22 protein-coding genes are annotated in these 19,122 nt (G+C 45.4%); 2 read left to right on the top strand and 20 right to left on the bottom strand.

All coding sequences use genetic code 11. The features are described from left to right. Nucleotides 1–73: 73 nt before the first annotated feature. From DW931_RS07760 to DW931_RS07685, 16 genes are all read right to left on the bottom strand, one after another. Nucleotides 74–1,264 carry an amidohydrolase family protein gene (locus tag DW931_RS07760; protein ID WP_107000618.1) on the bottom strand — a complete coding sequence of 397 codons (1,191 nt, stop codon included), beginning with the start codon at nucleotides 1,262–1,264 and terminating at the stop codon, nucleotides 74–76. A gap of 19 nt (nucleotides 1,265–1,283) precedes the next feature. Further along, the gene (locus tag DW931_RS07755) at nucleotides 1,284–1,937 is read right to left on the bottom strand and encodes a hypothetical protein (protein WP_107000619.1); all 654 of its coding nucleotides are present in this window, start codon (nucleotides 1,935–1,937) and stop codon (nucleotides 1,284–1,286) included. 21 nt (nucleotides 1,938–1,958) lie between these two features. Beyond that, the gene (locus tag DW931_RS07750; RefSeq protein WP_107000620.1) at nucleotides 1,959–2,738 is read right to left on the bottom strand and encodes a DUF5058 family protein; all 780 of its coding nucleotides are present in this window, start codon (nucleotides 2,736–2,738) and stop codon (nucleotides 1,959–1,961) included. A gap of 204 nt (nucleotides 2,739–2,942) precedes the next feature. Further along, a complete protein-coding gene (locus DW931_RS07745) occupies nucleotides 2,943–3,146 on the bottom strand; it encodes a hypothetical protein (protein ID WP_333563223.1) in 204 nt (67 codons plus the stop codon). Between the two features lie 67 nt (nucleotides 3,147–3,213). Further along, nucleotides 3,214–3,696 carry a hypothetical protein gene (locus DW931_RS07740; RefSeq protein WP_333493403.1) on the bottom strand — a complete coding sequence of 161 codons (483 nt, stop codon included), beginning with the start codon at nucleotides 3,694–3,696 and terminating at the stop codon, nucleotides 3,214–3,216. A 55-nt stretch (nucleotides 3,697–3,751) separates the two neighbouring features. After that, nucleotides 3,752–4,519, bottom strand: coding sequence for a TraX family protein (locus DW931_RS07735; protein ID WP_242995763.1), 768 nt, complete (start codon nucleotides 4,517–4,519; stop codon nucleotides 3,752–3,754). 27 nt (nucleotides 4,520–4,546) lie between these two features. Then, on the bottom strand, nucleotides 4,547–5,047 hold the full coding sequence (gene bilS, locus DW931_RS07730; RefSeq protein WP_107000621.1) for a flavodoxin family protein BilS: 501 nt from the start codon (nucleotides 5,045–5,047) through the stop codon (nucleotides 4,547–4,549). A gap of 67 nt (nucleotides 5,048–5,114) precedes the next feature. Continuing rightward, a complete protein-coding gene (locus DW931_RS07725; protein WP_243015219.1) occupies nucleotides 5,115–6,029 on the bottom strand; it encodes a hypothetical protein in 915 nt (304 codons plus the stop codon). Nucleotides 6,030–6,166: 137 nt separating this feature from the next. Beyond that, on the bottom strand, nucleotides 6,167–6,598 hold the full coding sequence (locus tag DW931_RS07720; protein ID WP_117796246.1) for an N-acetyltransferase: 432 nt from the start codon (nucleotides 6,596–6,598) through the stop codon (nucleotides 6,167–6,169). Between the two features lie 55 nt (nucleotides 6,599–6,653). Then, complete coding sequence (locus DW931_RS07715; RefSeq protein WP_117796247.1) at nucleotides 6,654–7,244, bottom strand: nitroreductase family protein; 591 nt, start codon at nucleotides 7,242–7,244, stop codon at nucleotides 6,654–6,656. Between the two features lie 29 nt (nucleotides 7,245–7,273). Then, complete coding sequence (sfsA, locus tag DW931_RS07710; RefSeq protein WP_118293955.1) at nucleotides 7,274–7,948, bottom strand: DNA/RNA nuclease SfsA; 675 nt, start codon at nucleotides 7,946–7,948, stop codon at nucleotides 7,274–7,276. Nucleotides 7,949–8,035: 87 nt separating this feature from the next. Next, a complete protein-coding gene (locus DW931_RS07705; RefSeq protein ID WP_022359991.1) occupies nucleotides 8,036–8,989 on the bottom strand; it encodes an L-lactate dehydrogenase in 954 nt (317 codons plus the stop codon). Between the two features lie 478 nt (nucleotides 8,990–9,467). Then, nucleotides 9,468–10,112, bottom strand: a complete 645-nt coding sequence (locus tag DW931_RS07700; RefSeq protein WP_022359990.1) for a cysteine hydrolase — start codon at nucleotides 10,110–10,112, stop codon at nucleotides 9,468–9,470. Between the two features lie 17 nt (nucleotides 10,113–10,129). Next, a complete protein-coding gene (locus DW931_RS07695) occupies nucleotides 10,130–11,458 on the bottom strand; it encodes a TRAP transporter large permease (RefSeq protein ID WP_022359989.1) in 1,329 nt (442 codons plus the stop codon). Then, a complete protein-coding gene (locus DW931_RS07690) occupies nucleotides 11,455–11,988 on the bottom strand; it encodes a TRAP transporter small permease (protein WP_107000625.1) in 534 nt (177 codons plus the stop codon). Before DW931_RS07690 ends, DW931_RS07695 begins: the two co-directional genes overlap by 4 nt. Nucleotides 11,989–12,128: 140 nt before the next feature. Then, the gene (locus DW931_RS07685; protein WP_243015218.1) at nucleotides 12,129–13,244 is read right to left on the bottom strand and encodes a C4-dicarboxylate TRAP transporter substrate-binding protein; all 1,116 of its coding nucleotides are present in this window, start codon (nucleotides 13,242–13,244) and stop codon (nucleotides 12,129–12,131) included. 288 nt (nucleotides 13,245–13,532) lie between these two features. On the opposite strand from DW931_RS07685, the gene DW931_RS07680 reads away from it, so the two are divergent. Further along, complete coding sequence (locus DW931_RS07680; protein WP_107000626.1) at nucleotides 13,533–14,192, top strand: GntR family transcriptional regulator; 660 nt, start codon at nucleotides 13,533–13,535, stop codon at nucleotides 14,190–14,192. Nucleotides 14,193–14,296: 104 nt separating this feature from the next. On the opposite strand, the gene DW931_RS07675 is transcribed toward DW931_RS07680, so the two are convergent. The 3 genes from DW931_RS07675 to DW931_RS07665 are packed head-to-tail and all read right to left on the bottom strand — an operon-like array spanning nucleotide 14,297 to nucleotide 16,976. Further along, nucleotides 14,297–14,887 (bottom strand): class II aldolase/adducin family protein, encoded by a 591-nt coding sequence (locus DW931_RS07675; RefSeq protein WP_107000627.1) that lies wholly within the window; start codon nucleotides 14,885–14,887, stop codon nucleotides 14,297–14,299. Then, the gene (locus DW931_RS07670; RefSeq protein ID WP_107000628.1) at nucleotides 14,884–16,128 is read right to left on the bottom strand and encodes a Tm-1-like ATP-binding domain-containing protein; all 1,245 of its coding nucleotides are present in this window, start codon (nucleotides 16,126–16,128) and stop codon (nucleotides 14,884–14,886) included. Before DW931_RS07670 ends, DW931_RS07675 begins: the two co-directional genes overlap by 4 nt. 44 nt (nucleotides 16,129–16,172) lie before the next feature. Then, entirely contained in the window at nucleotides 16,173–16,976 is an 804-nt protein-coding gene (locus DW931_RS07665) for an N-acyl homoserine lactonase family protein (protein ID WP_107000629.1), read from the bottom strand. Between the two features lie 202 nt (nucleotides 16,977–17,178). On the opposite strand from DW931_RS07665, the gene DW931_RS07660 reads away from it, so the two are divergent. After that, nucleotides 17,179–18,330: a glycerate kinase gene (locus DW931_RS07660; protein WP_118293957.1), complete on the top strand. Its 1,152-nt coding sequence runs from the start codon at nucleotides 17,179–17,181 to the stop codon at nucleotides 18,328–18,330. A 160-nt stretch (nucleotides 18,331–18,490) separates the two neighbouring features. On the opposite strand, the gene DW931_RS07655 is transcribed toward DW931_RS07660, so the two are convergent. Beyond that, on the bottom strand, nucleotides 18,491–19,105 hold the full coding sequence (locus tag DW931_RS07655) for a DUF4125 family protein (RefSeq protein WP_107000630.1): 615 nt from the start codon (nucleotides 19,103–19,105) through the stop codon (nucleotides 18,491–18,493). Nucleotides 19,106–19,122 lie beyond the last annotated feature (17 nt).

Raw genomic sequence — 19,122 nt, 5'->3', positions numbered from 1 at the left:
CCTACTTCTACAATTAGCAAAGAGGCACTACAAGCGCAGCACCTCTCTAGTTCCAGTTTTAATTGTCTTTATATTAAACCATTTCTCCAGATTTGTATACCCCAATCAAGCAATCCGTATATGCTTTCAAATTAGTATATGGATTTTCTCCCAAAAGCACTAAATCAGCAATCTTACCTGGTTCAATCGTCCCAATTTCTTCTGACATCCCTAATACTTCTGCCGATGTTAACGTTGCAGAAGAAATAATCTTTTCTGGAGGCATTCCATAATCCTGCATAACTAGCATTTCCTTAAATGCAGATGGCTGTGAACCAAAACACGGAGAACCCGCATCCGTTCCTAATGCAATCTTCACCCCTTTTTCCATTGCTCTCGCAAAAGTGCTTTTCTGCTGTCTTGTTACAAGAGCAGAACGTTCCACCATAAAATCACTTAACACACCCTTGTTTTCCGATAATATTTTATAAATAGCCAATGTTGGAACCAAAGTTAGTCCTTTTTCTTTCATCATGTCTAAATACTCATCCGGAATGTCCGGTCCATGTTCAATCGTATCAATTCCTGCCTTGATACATTCAATAATTCCTTCCTGCGAAACTGCATGAACAGCAACCTTCATATGAAGACGATGTGCTTCATGAACAATAAATTTAAGCTGATCTAAATCGTACATGCTTGGTCCAACATCTTCCAGTCCAGCTGCACCACCAGTATCCATAATTTTAATCCACTGGCAACGGATTCCTTTTTTTACAAACAAAGTCTTTTTTTCCCGTATTGCATACAAAAGTTCATCTTTCGTATTTGCAATCGTTCCAATTGATGGAACATGTCCATATATACTCTGAATTGCAGAACCGCATGGAATAACTCTCGAACCTTTAATCCATCCCTTTTCAACTGCAAACGCCGTTTCAATTGATAAATCCTTAGGACTTCCTACTTCTCGTATGGTTGTAACTCCCTTTTTTAAAGAATTTTCAACATTATGTACACTTCTCAAAAAAGCTTGATATGGACCGTACATTTCATCCATATCTTCTGAAATAGCGCTTCCGTCCCATGTACTATGTACATGCATATCAATAATTCCTGGTGATAAATATTTTCCTTCACCGTCTACCACCTGATCCGCAGAACTCTTAATATCTCTTCCTATTTTCTCTATTCTTTCATTTTTGATCCAAACATCCACATCTGAAAGTATCTGCTGATTTCGAACATCAACTACATTCACATGTTTAAATAATAAAGTGCTCATAAATCCTTCACCTCCATTTTTATTCCTGTTTTATAATACCTGTTTTATACATGAATCTGGCAATAATAATTGTAAGCGCTATTCCTCCTAACAATACCCACTGAAGATCAATTTTTAATACTAGTATTCCTAATAAACAAAGAACAACTGAAACAACTGAAACCTTGAATTCTTTTAAAAGCCACAGTCCAGCTAAAGCACCAAATATTGCAGGAACGACATTACTAAATGCCGGAGCAAGAACTGCAGAATTTAACACTGGGGTCAATGGCTGCATCAAAACGATTCCCAATGCAATAATTACCGTTGTCGTGATACTGGATACTGCCACTGCCACAACTGATACAGCATTTGCTTTTTCACTTCCAGCTTCTATACCAGCTATACTCATTGCTGACAACGCACAAGGAATTTTCTGATTCTGCAGATTTCCGGTAATATAAGTCAAATAAAGGCTTCCTGGTCCTAAAATAGGTGGAAAAGCAATCATTTCACTTAAAACATACGAAGCCATCAAAATCCACATTGTTAAAACTCCTGGCCATATTATTTTAAAATCCGGCCATATTCCAGAACGTACTGAAGCAAAAAACGGAAATGCGCAGATTGCAATCAACATTGCCCATCCATATAATCTTCCATCATGATGCATTTTCTTTTCAAAATCAGTCATTAGACTTCACTCCTTTCCTAATTATGCTAAGAGCGGTGTTATAATCATTGATAATACTAATCCAAATAAAATTGTTAACGGAAAAGCATAATCTTTCAACCATTTTAGTGCTGGATTTTTCGCTGCCAAATTACATACATATGAAAACAGAAAACATCCAATAATAACCAGACTCGGAACAATTCCTTTTTTTCCACTATTAATTGCAAACGCAGCAATTACTGTAACTAATGCACAAAGACTGAAAATACCAATCCAACGGCTATCCTTTTTTCGGAAAACATCATAGGTTTTACAAACTGGTTTTAAAACCACTAAGACAATTGGCAATGCAACTGAACATCCTAATGTCATCGACCATGCAGCATTAATCCATGCCTCGATCGTCATTGTCGTCGATGTAAACTCAACTCCCATTGCTTCTGCTGCCATTGTTGCTGAAATTAATTCATTATTTGCTGAGCCTATAACAGAAGTCCTAAGCCATGGCAATGCTACACCAAGAACTGGAACCATTACGATTACGCTAAGCACAATCGGGATAGATGGAACCAAACTGATTCCAATGCAATTAATAACAATTTTTTTTAGCTCTTCCTTGCTTACTCCCAACCTTTCTGCTTCTTTCCAACCATTTTTCAAAAAAATGATACAGACAATGGTAACTAAAACCAAAACAACGGCAACAAAGATTGTAAAACTAGCATTGTTTACAAATTTCTGATAATCCATTCCCATTCCTCCTTGCTGTAAATATTTTCTTGTTGCAATTATTTTATAAAACCTTGTCTTATTTTTCATTGTGCTCAGTGTACAAATCTATAATCGCATTTTTGTCTGTATGTTTAATGTATTTGTCGTTTTTAACAAGATTTTCAGTCTTTTCCGGCATCATATGACTAAAATAAGGCGAGAAGTGCTTCTCGTCACTGCACTTCTCGCCTCATTTACAATTGTATATTCAAAAACACCTTAAGCATTTTTCCATTCATTCACCGTTGATTTTTACAGCACCTTCCGTCCATTTACTGTCAGCTTAAAGGTCGTTCCCAGTATCTCCGCCGACTTCCGGCAAAGCATCATTCTTCCCAGGAAAATCTCAAAATAATCATACATGGAACATATCTTTTCATCTACCTGAAGATTCAGGGCAATAACTGAACGATCCTTTTCAATCTTAAGTTTGGACTCTGTTACCGCATAATTCACACGGTCGTGGATATCAAAAGTGGCTCTCTCTTTTTCACGAACACGGCTTCTTCGTACATCCGTCTTATCAGCGATAATCAGAGCTGCGGATATTACATCCTCCGGACTTCCGGTGTGCGGCAGTCTCACCGTAGACACCGGCTCCGTGGAAACAGAAGACCGAGCCGCTTGGGTTTGCCAAATCCGCATCCGGATCATAACCGGCTGCTTCGATGACCTCTTCCTCATTATGGCAGGGTCCATATCCATCCAGGGTACAGACAAGCTGTCCTAAGCCGCTGGTATAAACCGTTACTTCTGTCTGATATCCATCCAAGGATGAAGCCGGTGCACGGCCGGTAAGTATCGCCTGTCCATCCTCCAGAACCGGTCCTTCAAAAACCGCAAACCGGCGTTCCAGATCCGTCATTGCACGTCCTACCATCTTGTCCGGTATCGTCAGATGAAATGCATAAAATGGCTCCAAAAGCATCGAATGTGCCTGCATCAGGCCATGACGGATAGCCCGGTAAACCGACTGACGTAAATCACCGCCATTCAAGGTATTCACAGGCAATTTTACTACCTGTTATGATACCATGAATGGCGGGGATTGTAAAATTTTATCATCGGTTGATGAAATTCAGTACCACCACAAGCAGCAGCATATGAACTGGATAAAATGCATAACAGAGATACTGGAATGGTTTACTGTGGTAGCCCTGTCTGCCGCGGTACAGCCAGATGGGGATCAATGCCAGAAGCGCAAGCCCCTGCTGGCACAGTTCAAATTCCATGCCAAAGAGCTGAACCGGATACATCAGACCGCCCAGCAGTTCCACATTCAGCCAGTATAGGGCAGCCAGCTGTCCCAAGAAGCACCACCATTTCCGCCCATGGAGGAAATAGAACACAAATACCGTCAGAACACCGACTCCGTAGTAATCCACCATGCAAAGAGTTCCCAGTACCAGACCTGCCAGCACAACCAAAACGCACACCAGCAGATACATCCAGGTTTTTCCTTTTTTCCGTACCTGTTCCATAAGCCAGACACCTAAAAGGCCCAACAGGAATGTCCAGAGGACATTCTGGTGAACCGGATAAAACCAGGTACCGCCGTACATCAAATCAAAGGGAATTTCTGAAAGCACTGCAAACAGCAGCATCCGAAGGATGTACTTTTTAAAGCTTCTGGTGTGGAAGTACCCCTCCACCGCCATAAAAGCGAAGATAGGAAATGCCACTCTTCCGGCACAGGTAAGCCACTCCCTAGCAGGAAGAAGCGTCGCCCAAAGGTGATCCATCAGCATAAGCGTCATGGCGATGATATGCAGTGCCGCCGCACTGATATCAAAACGTTTCAAGGTGGATTCATTGATTCTGTTTGTCAACACAAATTTACTCCTTTGGGTCTATTTTTATGATAAAACGATATTTCTAAGCTTATCTAAGTCATCCTTATCCGGATGTGAAAGCGCCCGTTCAAAATTTTCAATCAGAACATCCAGATTCGCCGGATACTCCGGCTGTTCCTTCAGCTTTACATAGTGATCTCTCACTGCCATCGGCATTTTACCCTGGCACATATATTCACCAATTACCGTGTTACTGGAATCTATCGACTGTTTCACATTTGTAAGGATCCTCCGGTAATAGGCCTCATCGACACCAAAACCAGCAGTTCCAAACAGGAAAATCTTTTTATTTCTCAAGGACGCAAGGAGTTTAAGGGAATCTCCGTCTGCATTTCCCTTATCGGTCCAGAAGCCAACATAAAGAACCTCCGAAGATGGTTCCTCCCCCTTCGCTTCTCCAAAATAATCACATGTTTCCGCTGGCAGCACCTCGTGAATCTGATCGGCCAGCTTTCTTGTATTTCCAGTTAAACTGCTGAATATAATTGAATATCTTTTTTCCATATCTTGTCTCCTGCCGTATGTATTTCTATTTCACCACGTTAAGGAGTTACCTTACCCTATCTTTATATCAAAACATGCCCGGCAGTTTCGCCGCCAGGAATAATCCAGCACCAAATGAGATCAGATTGGCCACAAAGGAATACAGGATATAATATGCATCCTCCTTTTTCTTTTCTGATATCCTCTTAAGAATTGTGCAATACAACACTGCCTCCAGAGCAAATACAATCAGCTCAAAAAGTACATAGAAAAATGTAAATGCAAGAGGGCCGGAATTATAATTAATCACATTGAGCAGCACATTTAAGATAATCTGCGTAATAATGTTGACAACAGCCAGAATCAACAGCTGTTTTTTCTGTCTGAAACCAAACAGCAGCGCCACCAGCATTTCGATTAAAATAGTAAGGACGATCCTTGCTCCAAGAGCCAGCATCTCCTGCCGGTAATTATACGAACGGTAGGCCTCAATCCGCTCATTGGTACTCAAATCATCATTGTATTCCACCGAACCGATATCCACACCATCCATATCCACTGTATAATACGTATCAAATGCATAACGAGCATAAATTCCACTGGATACAAAGGTTTCCGTTTCCGGATAATACAGAAGAATCTTAAAATCACCCGGCGGATAATAGGTCCATGCAAGCTCTTTGCTTTCACTTACCTTCCAGCTCCGCTGCAGAAAATAGTATCCATCCGGATCCTTGTAATTCACAAAGATCTTCCAGATACCAGGATCCATGTACTCTTTCTGGGCACTCTCCGTTCTTCCATCCCAGGCACTTGCCGGACCAGTAGATTTCTCCTTCGACAGCAAAGTTCCATAACAGAGCTCATCCCCCATATGCTCAAACTGAATCCGAACAGAGGCCTTTGGTCCCATATCGGCATTGACTGTCATCGGAAATGCTGAAACTGCCATTATCATACACAAAAGCATTATAAAAACAAGACTGTATTTTCTATTTTTCATACCAAAAGTCTCCCTTCAGATATTTTTTTCTGGTGAAGAATCTCATCGGCATTCTTGCTGCAAAATACTACATCCAATGGGAATCATCTTCCATCTTGTAAACAAACAGGCGGTTCATCCCCTCCTGCCATGGGTATTCAAATTCCAGACGATTCCCAATTCATCACATATTCTTTTTCTCTTGTGAATTCGTCCATCTCTTCACTCTGAATAGTAAATCCTTCTCGTTGATAAAAAGACATTGCCCTGACATTCTTCTGGTATACCTTTAACTGTAATCTGTCTTTTTTATCCTTGATGTAATCCAACAACATTTTACCTATGCCACATGACTGCATTTCGTCAGAAACAAAAATACCTTCTATGTATTCATCACTTACTCCTATAAAGCCTTGAATCATTTTATCATCTTCATACACATAAACTTCCGCCTGTGGCAGCATTTCCTTCACGAATTCATAATTACTTATCCAGTATTGTTCAGGAATAAAAAAATGTGCTTTCAGATTAGTTTTCAACCATATATCAGCGACTCTATTTATATCTACCTTCTGCAACTTTCTAATCATAACGATTATTCTCCATCCAACCTGATTATAACACGATTAACTCATTACGATTTACCTATCTGTACTCAACAATTTCTTCGAAAGGTTTCCTTGGTCTTTTAGCCGGAGCTTCATTGGCAAATCCAATCGCAACAATTCCTGTCAATTGGCTGTCTGTTCCGATAAAATCCATCAGCTCATTATAGGCAAAACAAGTATTGGCAATCCATAAGGTGCCCAATCCATATCCCGTTGCTGTCAGAATCATATTTTCAATCGCCGCACCTATGGACAGTGAATCACATATTTCAACAATTCGCTTTTCATTTTCAATGCTTGCAAATGGAGTATGCTGGTTGGTATTAAGCACTGCTATAAGGCATGGGACCTCCTGCATGATTCTAACGGTATTCTCAGCATCCGGTATGGCAAATGCCCATTCCGGCATAAGTTCATGGGTCATTTTTTCTGAATTTATACCATGACGCATGACATCAACCAGTTTATCTTTTTCTTTCCCCTGATATACAATAAATTTCCAAGGCTGTCTGTTTTTAGCAGATGGTGCAAGGGAAGCACTGTATATGATCTCGTCAATTAACTTCCTTTCGATCTCATCTGGCTTATATTTTCTTATACTTCTTCTATTCTCAATTTCACGTATCATAGATTTCTCTCTTCTTTAGAACCTTGCCCTCAAGACTCATCTTCTCCTATGATTTCCAACCTATCCATCCCAACATGACATTTCAGGAAAAGCACCTCAACACCTGCTGCCTTTGCCTCGTGAAGTGCAGCGCCAAATTCGGGATGCGTTTCCGTATTCGGCCTGACTTCACTGATGCCTTCCATTTGAATCACAAATGCTATCAAACATTTATATCCTTGTCCGCACGCAGCTGCAAGTTCCCTTAAATGCTTAACTCCTCTTTCCGTCGGGGCATCTGGAAAATATCCAACTCCGTCTATCTCAAGGGTGCAGCCTTTGACTTCCATTAGATATTTTTGCTTTCCTTTTTCCATATAGAAATCCATCCGGCTATTTCCAAAGGTATACTCTGGTTTAATACAATCATACCCCTGTGTCATCAGCCATTCTTTTACCACTTTATTCGGTGCCTGAGAATCAATGTTAACCCATTTTTTATTCTTCTTAACTGCAATCAAATCATAGCGAGTCTTTCGATTTGGATTCTTTTCTATGCAATCTTCCAAAATCACTTCCGCCCCCCGCAGCAGTAATTCACGACAACGTCCCGTATTCTTTACATGAACCGATTCTACCGCTTCCGAGCCATCAATCTTTACCCGCGCAATAAAACGATTGGGACGTTCTATGAAAATTGCTTTCACTATCTTATCATATTTCATGTGACGTTTCCTATAGAAAAAAATTTTATAGTAAAACCGATTGGTTCAGATGGGCTGCCGTGCCAATGTACGGCAGCCCATCTGGCATCATTCTATCAGCCCTTTCGCTACCTCTTTCAGTTTCTTAGCCGATTCCACCAACTTCTCCGCCTCTTCCTCACTCAATGCAATCGGCACATGCGTCTCCACACCCCCGATTCCCACGATCGCCGGCATACTCAGCGTGATATCCTCGATGCCATATTCCCCATGCATCATCGCGGACACTGGCAGAATCGAGCGCTCATTGCGGACGATACACTCGCAGATGCGTTTTACCGACATTGCAATTCCGTAATACGTCGCCTGTTTTTTCGAAATAATTTCGTACGCACTGTTTTTGACCTTCTCCGCGATCGCGTCCATCGCCGCATCGTGGTTAAAATGTCCGCGCATCTCGCAGAAATCATTCAGAGGAATTCCCGATACATTCGTACTGCTCCATGCCGCGATCTCGCTATCCCCGTGCTCACCGATAATAAATGAATGAACACTCCGGCTGTCCACGCCCAGGTGTTCGCCCAGCGCATATTTAAGCCGTGCCGTGTCAAGCACCGTCCCTGAACCGAGCACCCGGTTCTCCGGCAGCCCGCTCAGTTTCAATGCCACATACGTCAAAATATCTACCGGATTCGATACGATCAGCAGAATCCCGCCAAAATCGCGTTTTACAATCTCCGGGATGATACTCTGATAAATTGCCGTATTCTTCTGCACCAGGTCAAGCCGCGTCTCCCCCGGCTTCTGGTTCGCCCCCGCTGTGATAATGATGATCGCCGCGTCCGCCGCGTCGTCATACGTGCCCGCGTAGATCTTCATCTGCCCTGCAAACGGAATCCCGTGCGCGATATCCTTCGCCTCGCCGTCCGCCTTTTCCATATTCACATCTAACAGAACCAGCTCGGAAAATAACCGGCTCTGCATCAGTGTAAATGCCGTTGCTGAACCCACAAATCCGCACCCGATGACTGCCGCTTTTCTTGGATTTACCTCTCTGCTCATACGCTCATTTCTCCTTTTTTCTCCGGCTTATACTGCATGTCCATATTTCTAGCATCCACTCTCTGCATATGGACAAGCATGCCTCTAGTCTCTCCTGCCATTCATATGTATTGTGCCGCTTACAAGAAGGAGTATACATGCTTTGGGACATTTTTTCAGTTGTTTAAACAACGAAAATAGAAACTACAACACTTTCTGATCATCCGATGACAATGTGATCTACCAACAAAGAGGCGTTTCCATCATGTATTTTTCCGTACAGTCCCGCTGCTTCGATTCTGCCGAAATCTATTTTCACTTTGCATCACAGCAGGCAGAGTTCTTCGTAACTATCTTATTTATGTAAAATTGAATAAAAACATGTAAAATCAACATTTTCATCGATAGACAAAAAAGTCCCACGAAACTGCTACTTCCGGCAATCCCGTGGGATGTTTTCGTTTTTTTATTTCAAAGCTCTGCCACGCTCACATTCTGGCTACTCCAGCGCCTCCAGAAATTCCTCATGGTTCATGACTTTTCCAATCTTCGGGAAAATCCATTTTTCACAGAAATCCTGCTCTTCCTGCGTATCGGTCGCGGTGCAGTCGTTGATGACGATGACACGGTAGCCCTTATCATACGCCGAACGCGCCGATGACTCTACACACCAGTCGGTATGGAAACCAGTAAATGCTACATACTCGATCTCATTTGCCCGCAGATAATAGTCCAAACCAGTCGAATGGAACGCGTCTAGCGTTTTCTTGCCTTCAACCACCACATCACCCGGCTGCGGAGTCAATTCTTTGATAATCTCCGGTCCCGGTGTGCCGCGCAGCCATGCGCCGGTTCCCCAGTCTGCTTCCATATCCATCTCGATTCCACGCAGACCCTCACACGCCGGACCACCCTTTTTCAGCTCTGGAAATCCCGGATCAAACGGATGGAACGGGCAATAAAAGATTTTTGCCACCTGACCTCGCGCCTTCTCCAGTAAATCCTGAAGATTGGCGATGACATGACGCTCGGCGAGCTGCTCCTTGATGTGGGCGTACATCGTTCCGCCCTCGGACAAGAAGTCATTCTGCGGTTCAATCAAAACAATCGCAACTTTCTCTTTCGGAATCTTAATCTGTGCCATACACTTCTCCTTTCCTATTACATCGCATTCGGCAGGAATAATACAATCTGCGGAATGAAAATACAAATCAAATCGACAATAATGATCGCTGCCAAGAACCACATCGAACCGGCGAAAATCTCGTTGACTGTGATCCCCTCCATGCCATCCATTCCGTACAGGGACGATTTAACGGTAAATACGTTCATGCCAAACGGAGGCGTAATCATACCGGTTTCAATCGCAATGATCATAACCAGACCGAACCATACTAAGTCATAGCCTAAATCTGCCATAATCGGGCACATCAGAGGCGTCGTTAAAAGCAGAATCGAAGTAGAATCCAGGATACATCCCAGTACCATCAGAATCAGGATAAATAATAAAACGATTCCGATCGGCGGGATGCTGAAACCTTCTACCAGATCCCGGAGTACATTGATGACACCGCACATGGACAACGTCTTGGAATATGTGGATGCCGATACCAGAAGAATCAGGACGCTGCCGGAGGTTGAACCTGCCGATAAAAGTGTCTCCCAGAACTCCTTGCGGTTGAATCGCTTCCGGAAAATCACAATCAGGAAAGCGCCGAACGCACCGACTCCGCCTGCTTCCGTCGGAGTGAAGAATCCACACCAGATACCTCCGAGGGAGATGATAATCAGAAGAACAATCGGCCACGGACGCAGCACAATTTTCCAGAAATTTTCTTTTTCATACTCAGTCAGCTCCTCTACCTCCGGAATATAATCCGGTTTGATATGTGCGACCGTCAAAATGACGATGATAAATGCGATCGTCATCAGAATACCCGGCATAACCGCCGCCACAAACAACTTGCCGATCGATACGTCCGCCTGCGAGCCGTAGACAATCATCAGAAGACTCGGAGGAATCAACATACCTAAGATCGCAGAGCCAGAGATCGTTCCCAGCGCGATCTTACGGTTATATTTCAGACGAAGCATCTGCGGAAGTGCAATTTTCGTAAAAACAGCCGCTGACGCAACCGTAACACCTGTGATAGCTGCGAAAATCGCATTGGCGATAACCGTCGCGATTCCGACGCCGCCCCGGACTTTCTTTAATAAAAGGCTGGCTGAATCATACAAATCCTGGCTGGCGCCGGATAAGTTCGCCAGAAGTCCCATCAAGACAAACAGCGGAATAACGCCGAACATATACTGCCGGACCGCGCCCCACGCCGACTGGCTTAGCACGTTCATCGCTGTTGAAAAACGTCCCGTGAAAAGGAATACACTGAGCACACTGGTAAACATCAGGGATGTGCTCAGATGAACACCAAAGAAAATCAGCGCCAGCAAAAGAATCAGTGAAAGTGCTGCTACTGCTCCTGTACTCATTCTGCCTTCCCCCCTTCTGCAAAGCTTTTTCCTGTAACTAATTCATACGTATACTTTATAATCTGGTTGATAAATTCCAGAATCATCAGCGCGGAACCGAATATAATGGAAAAACGCCCCGGAACCGTTGTGATACGGACCGATCCGGCTATCTCCGCTTCATGAATCGAAATTGCATTTAACAGATTTCCCCAGCTTGCCCGGATAATAAATGCATACACCAAAACACCAATCAGCGCTGCTACAATATCGATCACATGTTTTCCCTTTACACCGACCTTATCATACAGCATAGTTGTCCGGACATGGGCTCCCTTAACTGCTACATACGGAATCTCCAGAAAACATACGATAATGATAATGCTGCTGACAATTTCCGCCGTTCCCGCGAACGGTTTATTTAATATCAATCGGCTTAGAACGTCCGCTGTAATCAGAATCATGATTCCAAATACTGAGATCGCTGCAATTCCATCCATAATACTCAAAAAACGTTCCAGACACCGATCTAATTTTCTAAGGACTGACATATCATCCCACCTTTTCTCTCTTCTGTCTGTTCTTTCTCTGTCTTTCTGAACACATCGGGACATACCTTCGCTGTATGTCCCGATGCACTTTTCACACGGCTCACACTCTCCTCTGCGACAAGCCGCTCCCTTCAATTTTCTTACTCGCTGATCTTCCAGTCGCGTACTCTCTCTACACCCTGAGATTCCAGAATCTCATAATAATCTTCCACGATCTCGGAACCATTGTACCCAGCGTCGTCAAGGCTCTTTACCAGACCATTGACAACATCCGGAAGACTTGCTGCCCATTTTTCCTGCTCTTCACGGCTCAGAGTTGTAACGGTACAGCCCTGCTCTTCCAGTGCTTTGATATCTTCTTCGTGAATCGTATTGATATACTCAGACTCATAGTCCAGATAGCCCTCGCCAACCTCGGAAATGATGTTCTGTACATCCTCCGGCAGGTCATTCCAGGTATCCATATTGACAGTAATTGCATTGAACGGAACTACGTTGAAGTTTGCGTCCAGATAATACGGCGCTACCTCATATACCTTTAAGTTGACACAGGAATGGGTCGGCTGAATCGTCGCCTGACATACATTCGTCTGTAAGTTCTGATAGGTATCATTTAAGGAAGTCTGGACGCCGACTGCACCAGAGCCCTCGATCCAGGAGAGGTTGATGCCTGCCGCGCCGATCTTCATTCCGTTTACATCTTCCAGAGACTTAACTTCTTTCGTGCTGAAGAATCCATACGGATCCGATACACCGATTCCGACGAACTTCTGGTTGTAGCTGTCTTCATAAATCGAAGTGAATTCCGGATATTTCTCATACATCTGTTTGATCGTCTCTGCCACAATCAGCGGATCGGAGCAGGAGAACGGCATACTGTAAACCATATCCTGTAACGGAAGTCTGGATGCCTCAAATACAAGAATCGTACATCCGATATCGACCAGACCATCCTGCACGCCCTGCAACTCATTTCCCAGGGAGATAACAGAACCGCCGTAGGATTTAACCCAGTCGATCTCATAATTTGTCTCTTCACTGACTCTCTCCGATACATTTTTCACAAAATAATCTTCCAGCGCTGTGATCCATGGGTTGGATTCCGAATGTCCGGATCCAATTCGAAGTGTAATCTTTTCTTTTCCGCTGGTTGCTTCTGCCTGTTTTTTATCGCCGCCTGTTGTACTGTCTGTTTTCGCGGATGAACTTCCACCGCATCCCGTCATTGCCATTATCGCTGCTAAACCTAATGCCACAAATCGTCTTCTCCTCATGTTCCTTCTTCCTTTCTTTTTCTCTTTTTCACGTTCTGCGTTTCTTTTTTGTTTCGCCTCTCCGTTGGACACCGGATATTGGATACAATTTGATACTATTACTCTAACACCACCTGTCTGTTTTGTCAATAAACTTTCTTATATAAACATCATTCTGTACAGTTTAAACAATATTTTAGTTTCAGATTGGATACATTATCCAATTTTATTGCTATTCCTTTTCTTTTCGGTTATAATAATCATAAAGAAATTTAAAAGGAGCCATGGTTTATGGATCAGACACAACCAATTATTCAATATACAACCGTTTCCGACTCAGTCTATCTCTGGGTCAAAAATGCAATTATTCAAGGTGAGTTTAAGCCAGGCGAACATATCGCCCAGGAACGCCTCACCAAAACACTTGGAGTCAGCCGCACCCCGGTCCGCGACGCAATCAAACGTCTGGAAGCAGAGGGACTTTTGATCACGAAACCGCACTGTGGGGCAGTCGTATTCCAGCTCTCCAAGGAACGTCTGACGGAAATCTACGACATCCGTATCCTGATGGAGCAGTACTGCGCCGCCAGAACCTGTATCAGGGCAAGTGATGACGATATCCGCCAATTGGAAGAGATTAGTTTAAAAATGCTCGATTTTTCCAATAATTCGAAGGAATTTATGCAGCTGGACCGCCAGTTTCACACCCGGTTCTGTGAGCTCTCCGGCTGCGACGACACCGTTGAGATCCTGCAGGGACTCTGGAATAAATGTGATTCCTTCAAATCCATCTACTACTCTCTGGAGGGACGCATCAACGATACTCTGTCCGAGCATGCAAAGATCATCCAGGGACTGAAAAACCGCGATATCGACGCCACCAAACAGGCGATCTACGGTCATCTGAAAGATGTTGTCGAATGTGTTGGACGCCAAGCCAATTTTTCTTAAAGACAAAACACCTACCAAGCATCGACAGCCGTATAATTACAAAAGGCGATGATCGCAGTTCCTGTCTCTCTGCGTTCACCGCCTATTACTTTTTTCTGCTTTTCTTATCTACCCGCCAACAGCGAAATCTGCGCCGTCTCCTCGACAAGTTCCGCCAGATAAGCTGCCTCGCGCATCGTCCCAGCCACCGTCACCTGACCGTGACCGCGCAGAAGGAATGCATTCATCTCTTTATTTTTCCGGAACTCTTCCAGAATCATCGGGAAATATTCCTTCGGAACGGCATACGAATGGGTGTCAAACACCGGCACATTTCCGCCCAGCTTCATTTCCGAATGGCGCGTCGAAAAATCAAGCGTCTCATGCTTATCCGCCCATGCAGTCGCATATGGGGAATGGCAGTGCATGATCGCGCACACCTCCGGGAGCTCCCGGTAGATCGCACCGTGCAAAAGAGCTTCTTTGGATGGTTTCCGATTGCCCTCAATCAAGTTTCCGTCAAAATCCGTCACAACAATTGTGTCCGCGCACACCTCGTCAAACGCCACATCCGTCGCCTTCACAAGCATCCAGTCATGCCCTGGCGCACGCATACTCAGATTTCCGCCGTTGCTCATCTGATAGCGGAGCTGATAAAATTTGTGCGCCGCCTGTTCCATCGCATCGCTCAGCTCTTTGTATTCCTGATATTTCATGCGCTCTCCTTTCTGCTGCCCTCTGCTTCATTCAGCAGCACTTCCATCTCCTGTGCGCAGATATCCGCAAATTCAGGATCACAGAAATTCAGATCATACGCTTTAAACACAATCTCCGGCTTCAGATCCGCCTCGAAAATCTGACGCATCTTCTGAATTGTCTCCGGTTTATAGAAAAATTCACCCGGATAACTCATTGTCCGCAGTCCTCCCATCGGGAGAATGACCTCCGTTTTTCCCTTGGAACGATTCAGTCGTTCCACGATCGTGTGTGTAATATCCAGAATTTCGCTCTCATACAGGCGCGTATGTGTTAAATCCTGATTATGCCATACGTACCCCCGATCTTCCTCATCTTTTAAAAGTTCCTCTTTCCTCAGACACGCAAAATCAATGCCACCCGGGCAGATCAGCGCCGGGATCCCCATCTCCGCTGCTGCACACAGGCGGTTATCCGCACCCTTGCTGTATCCGTAATCACCCAAATATTCCGCTGTCATCTCATGCAGTGAGAGATCCATAACGGCTGAAATAACGCCCTCGCGGATCATCGACTCCATCACCCGGCCGCCGATTCCGGTCGAATGGAAGCTGATCATCTTCCTGCCGAGCGCCGTCAGCTCGTCGGATGCCCGCATCACGGTATCATTCGTAATCCCCATAAGCGTTGTCGCGATATATTTTTCCCCATGTGTATCGATCCGTTTTCCCCCATATGTCACCATGCCAATCAGGGCGCTGACTGTATTTCCCAACACAGCCTCATTAACGGGGTTCATACCGGCAAAATCAACGATCGACGGAACCACCATGATATCTTTGTCGCCCACAACCGTGTCAAAATACCGGTATCCGCTGGCGATCGTGGAACAGATAATCTTCGGAAATCCGATCGGAAGCAGGCGCAGCGCCGCAGAACACATAACCGTATTCTGCAGTCCGCCCATTCCCATCACGCCGTCAATCTTTTTCTCCCCGACGAGTTTTAACAGCATCTTGGAAATACTCTCCGTCATCGCTGCGATCGCACCGCTCTTGTCCATCGCGTGCACCTGCTCCCAGGTATAACCACCCATTGCCAGAATCTCCTCCCGGCTGACATCTGCGCGCATCGGAATATGCGGTCCCGTGCTGACATCGAGTATCAGCGGACTGTTTCCGCTCATTTTTATTTTTTTCTGTACAAACTGTACTTCATGATATTTCGTGTCACAGCTTGCAATTACCCCAACCACTGCCATTTTCTCGAAGTCTCACGAACTTCTTCTTTCACCTGCCTTTCGTCTTAAAGACCAAGGATCGGTGTTTTCGAAACCCGATCTAACATCTCGCGGTCATGACAGGTCAGAATCTTATCCAGACTCTCTGCCCGGGCTTTGATAAGCTCGATGCTCTTCCAGGCGGAGACAATATCTGAAAACCGGTTCGGAGGCGTAATATCATAATGAATCTCTTCGATCGGTTTCGTATTATCCATAATGAAAATTGCATCACCGCAGCAAATATATCTGCCCGCTGCCGTGTCGATCTCAACCGACTGATGCCCGATGGAATGTCCCGGCGTCTCAAATACGCGCACTCCCGGCATGACCTCTGCCTCGCCTTCTAGCAGTTCCATCTTGATTCCCTCAAATGGGCGGGTAATGCCAAGCTGCGGCGCCTCGTATGATTTGTAATAGAGCGGGATTGGATCCATCGCAAATTCGTATTCCTTCTTGTTTACATAAAATTTCGCATTCGTGAATTTATCCATATAGAAGCAATGATCCCAGTGCAGATGGGTAAACACTACAATATCAATATCCTCCGGTTTATATCCGATCTTTGCAAGCTGATCCGCGATCGCCATGCCCTCCGGCTGATATGATCCATGATGGTGGTATTTATCGGCGCGCTCTGTGTATGCCATGCCTGTATCCACAAGCAGCAGTTTGTCTCCGCCCTCTACCAGATACGTAAAAACTGGGTATTCTTCCTCCCGATCGGAAGCATCGGGATAATATGCCACCGTAGAATGGTGGTAAAGATACTGTTTCGGAATCATCGTCACGAAACCAGTGTTGATTGGTCTGATTGTTAAGTTACTCATATCGGTACCTCCTGTCGCTCGTCTGGCTATCTCAAACATGAGATAAATGCCAAATTTGTTTCTTAAAATGGAGCATCCAATATTGTATCCAGTGTCCAATAGTATTATAATAAAAAGAAGCATAGCTGTCAAGAAAAGTTTCAATTTCCATCTGAAAGTAACAATGAATCGGATCCAAAACACCAAAAAGGAGGAACCTCATATGAAAATTACGGTTGCAATCGATTCCCTGAAAGGAAGTCTGGCCTCGATGGAAGCCGGAAACGCCGCCAAAGGCGGCATTCTCCGCGTCTATCCCGAGGCAGAGGTCTTCGTGAGCCCTCTGGCAGATGGCGGCGAGGGAACCGTGGATGCCCTGACGGAAGGACTGGGCGGCAGGATCCGCACCATCTCCGTCTCCGATCCGCTCGGACGCCCCCTTCAAGCCGACTACGGGATTCTCACCTCACCGGGACAGGGCGAACCGCTTGCGGTGATCGAGATGGCTGCTGCCTCCGGACTTCCGCTCCTGGCTGCTGCGGAACGCAATCCACTCCGCACTACCACCTACGGTGTCGGAGAACTGATCCTTGACGCCATCCGCCAAGGCTGCCGGCGTTTCCTGATTGGCATCGGCGGCAGCGCCACCAACGATGGCGGACTCGGCATGCTCTCCGCGCTGGGATATCAATTTCTCAAAGAAGACGGAACGCCCGTCTCCCCGGGTGCCGCCGGACTGTCAGAGCTTTCTTCCATCCGTATCGGCTCCGTTCTTCCCGAACTGTCCGCGTGCAGCTTCCGGATCGCCTGCGATGTCACCAATCCGCTCTGCGGTCCAAATGGCTGCAGTGCCGTCTATGGTCCGCAAAAGGGCGCTTCCAGGGAAGATATCGTAAATATGGATCGCTGGATGCAGGCATACGCCGTCCTTACTGCCCGGCAATTTCCACACGCCGATCCAACGGTTCCCGGCACGGGTGCCGCCGGAGGTCTCGGATTTGCCTTTTTAAGCTATATGAACGCTGTCCTGGAACCGGGCGCCTCGATCGTGCTGGAAGAAACTTCTCTGGAATCGTTCATCCAGGACAGCGATATCGTCATCACCGGTGAGGGTCGTCTCGACGGACAGACTGCTATGGGAAAAGCCCCCATCGCCGTCGCCAGACTGGCTAAAAAATACGGCAAGCCCGTCTTCGCCTTCTCCGGCTGCGTCACCCCAGATGCCATCCAGTGTAACGATGCCGGAATCGACGCCTTTTTCCCAATTCTCCGCTCCATCTGCTCGCTGGAAGAAGCAATGGAACCGGCATCCGCCCGGAAGAATCTGAGCGATACGGTGGAACAGGTGATGCGGGTGGTTCGGCGGTTTTCGTAAAAATTGGAAACAAAGAATGTGCTGATATAAGAAAATCGGAGAGGAACTTTGATCATTCATTCTCTCCGATTTTTTTCAACTTACCTTGTATATTAGCTATTATACATTCACTTTTTCGAAATCATTGCCATAAATTTTCGAATATACATCCTTCTAATTTTTATTTAGAGAGCGCCTTCTCCGCCGCATCCAGCCCCTCATATCCATATGCCTTCACTTCCTCCTCCATCGTCAGAAGTGCCAGACTCTTTCCTTCCTTTTTCAGTTCATTGATAAACTGCCAGTACGTATGCAGAGTGCTGTCCGAGTAAGTCCGCAGTTCTCCAAGCAGGTACGTCTGGAAGGAAGTATCATACGGCGTATCTTCAGAACTGTAGAGAAGCCTGTTTCCAGACGCCAGCACCGGATATTTCGCCTGGTACTCTTCCATCCAGGCAAGCTGCTGTTTCACGATCGCATCACTCCACTGTTCGCCCGCCAGCGTCGGATCAATCAGAAAATGATGCAGTTTCTTAAACTGCTCCGGTACGGTGCTCGCCATCATCCACGCATATTTCTCCATCACCAGATTGCGCCCCTGCTCATGGGCGCGGTCCATATCCGCCTGCACGCAGTCGATGAGTTCCTCTGTCCACGGTGCAAAATGGCTTCGTCGCATGATAAAAAATGTCTCCGGATCGTCCTGACAAGAAGCACGTCCGCCCTCGTTATTGACTTTCTGAAAATCTTCCCACTCCATCTGAATCAGTTTCTCTATTTTCTCCTGTTTCGTCATACGCTGTCCTCCCTTTC

Source organism: Clostridium sp. AM43-3BH, from assembly GCF_003479985.1.
Lineage (GTDB): Bacteria > Bacillota > Clostridia > Lachnospirales > Lachnospiraceae > Otoolea > Otoolea fessa.
This window is presented reverse-complemented; position numbering and strand designations above follow the sequence as displayed.

Excerpts from the sequence above, each read along its gene's own strand:
- DW931_RS07705 (WP_022359991.1), bottom strand. The coding sequence starts at position 8,989 with ATGAGCAGAGAGGTAAATCCAAGAAAAGCGGCAGTCATCGGGTGCGGA.
- DW931_RS07670 (WP_107000628.1), bottom strand. The coding sequence starts at position 16,128 with ATGGCAGTGGTTGGGGTAATTGCAAGCTGTGACACGAAATATCATGAA.
- DW931_RS07700 (WP_022359990.1), bottom strand. The coding sequence starts at position 10,112 with ATGGCACAGATTAAGATTCCGAAAGAGAAAGTTGCGATTGTTTTGATT.
- DW931_RS07755 (WP_107000619.1), bottom strand. The coding sequence starts at position 1,937 with ATGACTGATTTTGAAAAGAAAATGCATCATGATGGAAGATTATATGGA.
- DW931_RS07715 (WP_117796247.1), bottom strand. The coding sequence starts at position 7,244 with ATGATACGTGAAATTGAGAATAGAAGAAGTATAAGAAAATATAAGCCA.
- sfsA (WP_118293955.1), bottom strand. The coding sequence starts at position 7,948 with ATGAAATATGATAAGATAGTGAAAGCAATTTTCATAGAACGTCCCAAT.
- DW931_RS07750 (WP_107000620.1), bottom strand. The coding sequence starts at position 2,738 with ATGAAAAATAAGACAAGGTTTTATAAAATAATTGCAACAAGAAAATAT.
- DW931_RS07720 (WP_117796246.1), bottom strand. The coding sequence starts at position 6,598 with ATGATTAGAAAGTTGCAGAAGGTAGATATAAATAGAGTCGCTGATATA.
- DW931_RS07655 (WP_107000630.1), bottom strand. The coding sequence starts at position 19,105 with ATGACGAAACAGGAGAAAATAGAGAAACTGATTCAGATGGAGTGGGAA.
- DW931_RS07680 (WP_107000626.1), top strand. The coding sequence starts at position 13,533 with ATGGATCAGACACAACCAATTATTCAATATACAACCGTTTCCGACTCA.
- DW931_RS07665 (WP_107000629.1), bottom strand. The coding sequence starts at position 16,976 with ATGAGTAACTTAACAATCAGACCAATCAACACTGGTTTCGTGACGATG.
- DW931_RS07660 (WP_118293957.1), top strand. The coding sequence starts at position 17,179 with ATGAAAATTACGGTTGCAATCGATTCCCTGAAAGGAAGTCTGGCCTCG.
- DW931_RS07695 (WP_022359989.1), bottom strand. The coding sequence starts at position 11,458 with ATGAGTACAGGAGCAGTAGCAGCACTTTCACTGATTCTTTTGCTGGCG.
- DW931_RS07725 (WP_243015219.1), bottom strand. The coding sequence starts at position 6,029 with ATGAAAAATAGAAAATACAGTCTTGTTTTTATAATGCTTTTGTGTATG.
- DW931_RS07760 (WP_107000618.1), bottom strand. The coding sequence starts at position 1,264 with ATGAGCACTTTATTATTTAAACATGTGAATGTAGTTGATGTTCGAAAT.
- DW931_RS07690 (WP_107000625.1), bottom strand. The coding sequence starts at position 11,988 with ATGTCAGTCCTTAGAAAATTAGATCGGTGTCTGGAACGTTTTTTGAGT.
- bilS (WP_107000621.1), bottom strand. The coding sequence starts at position 5,047 with ATGGAAAAAAGATATTCAATTATATTCAGCAGTTTAACTGGAAATACA.
- DW931_RS07675 (WP_107000627.1), bottom strand. The coding sequence starts at position 14,887 with ATGAAATATCAGGAATACAAAGAGCTGAGCGATGCGATGGAACAGGCG.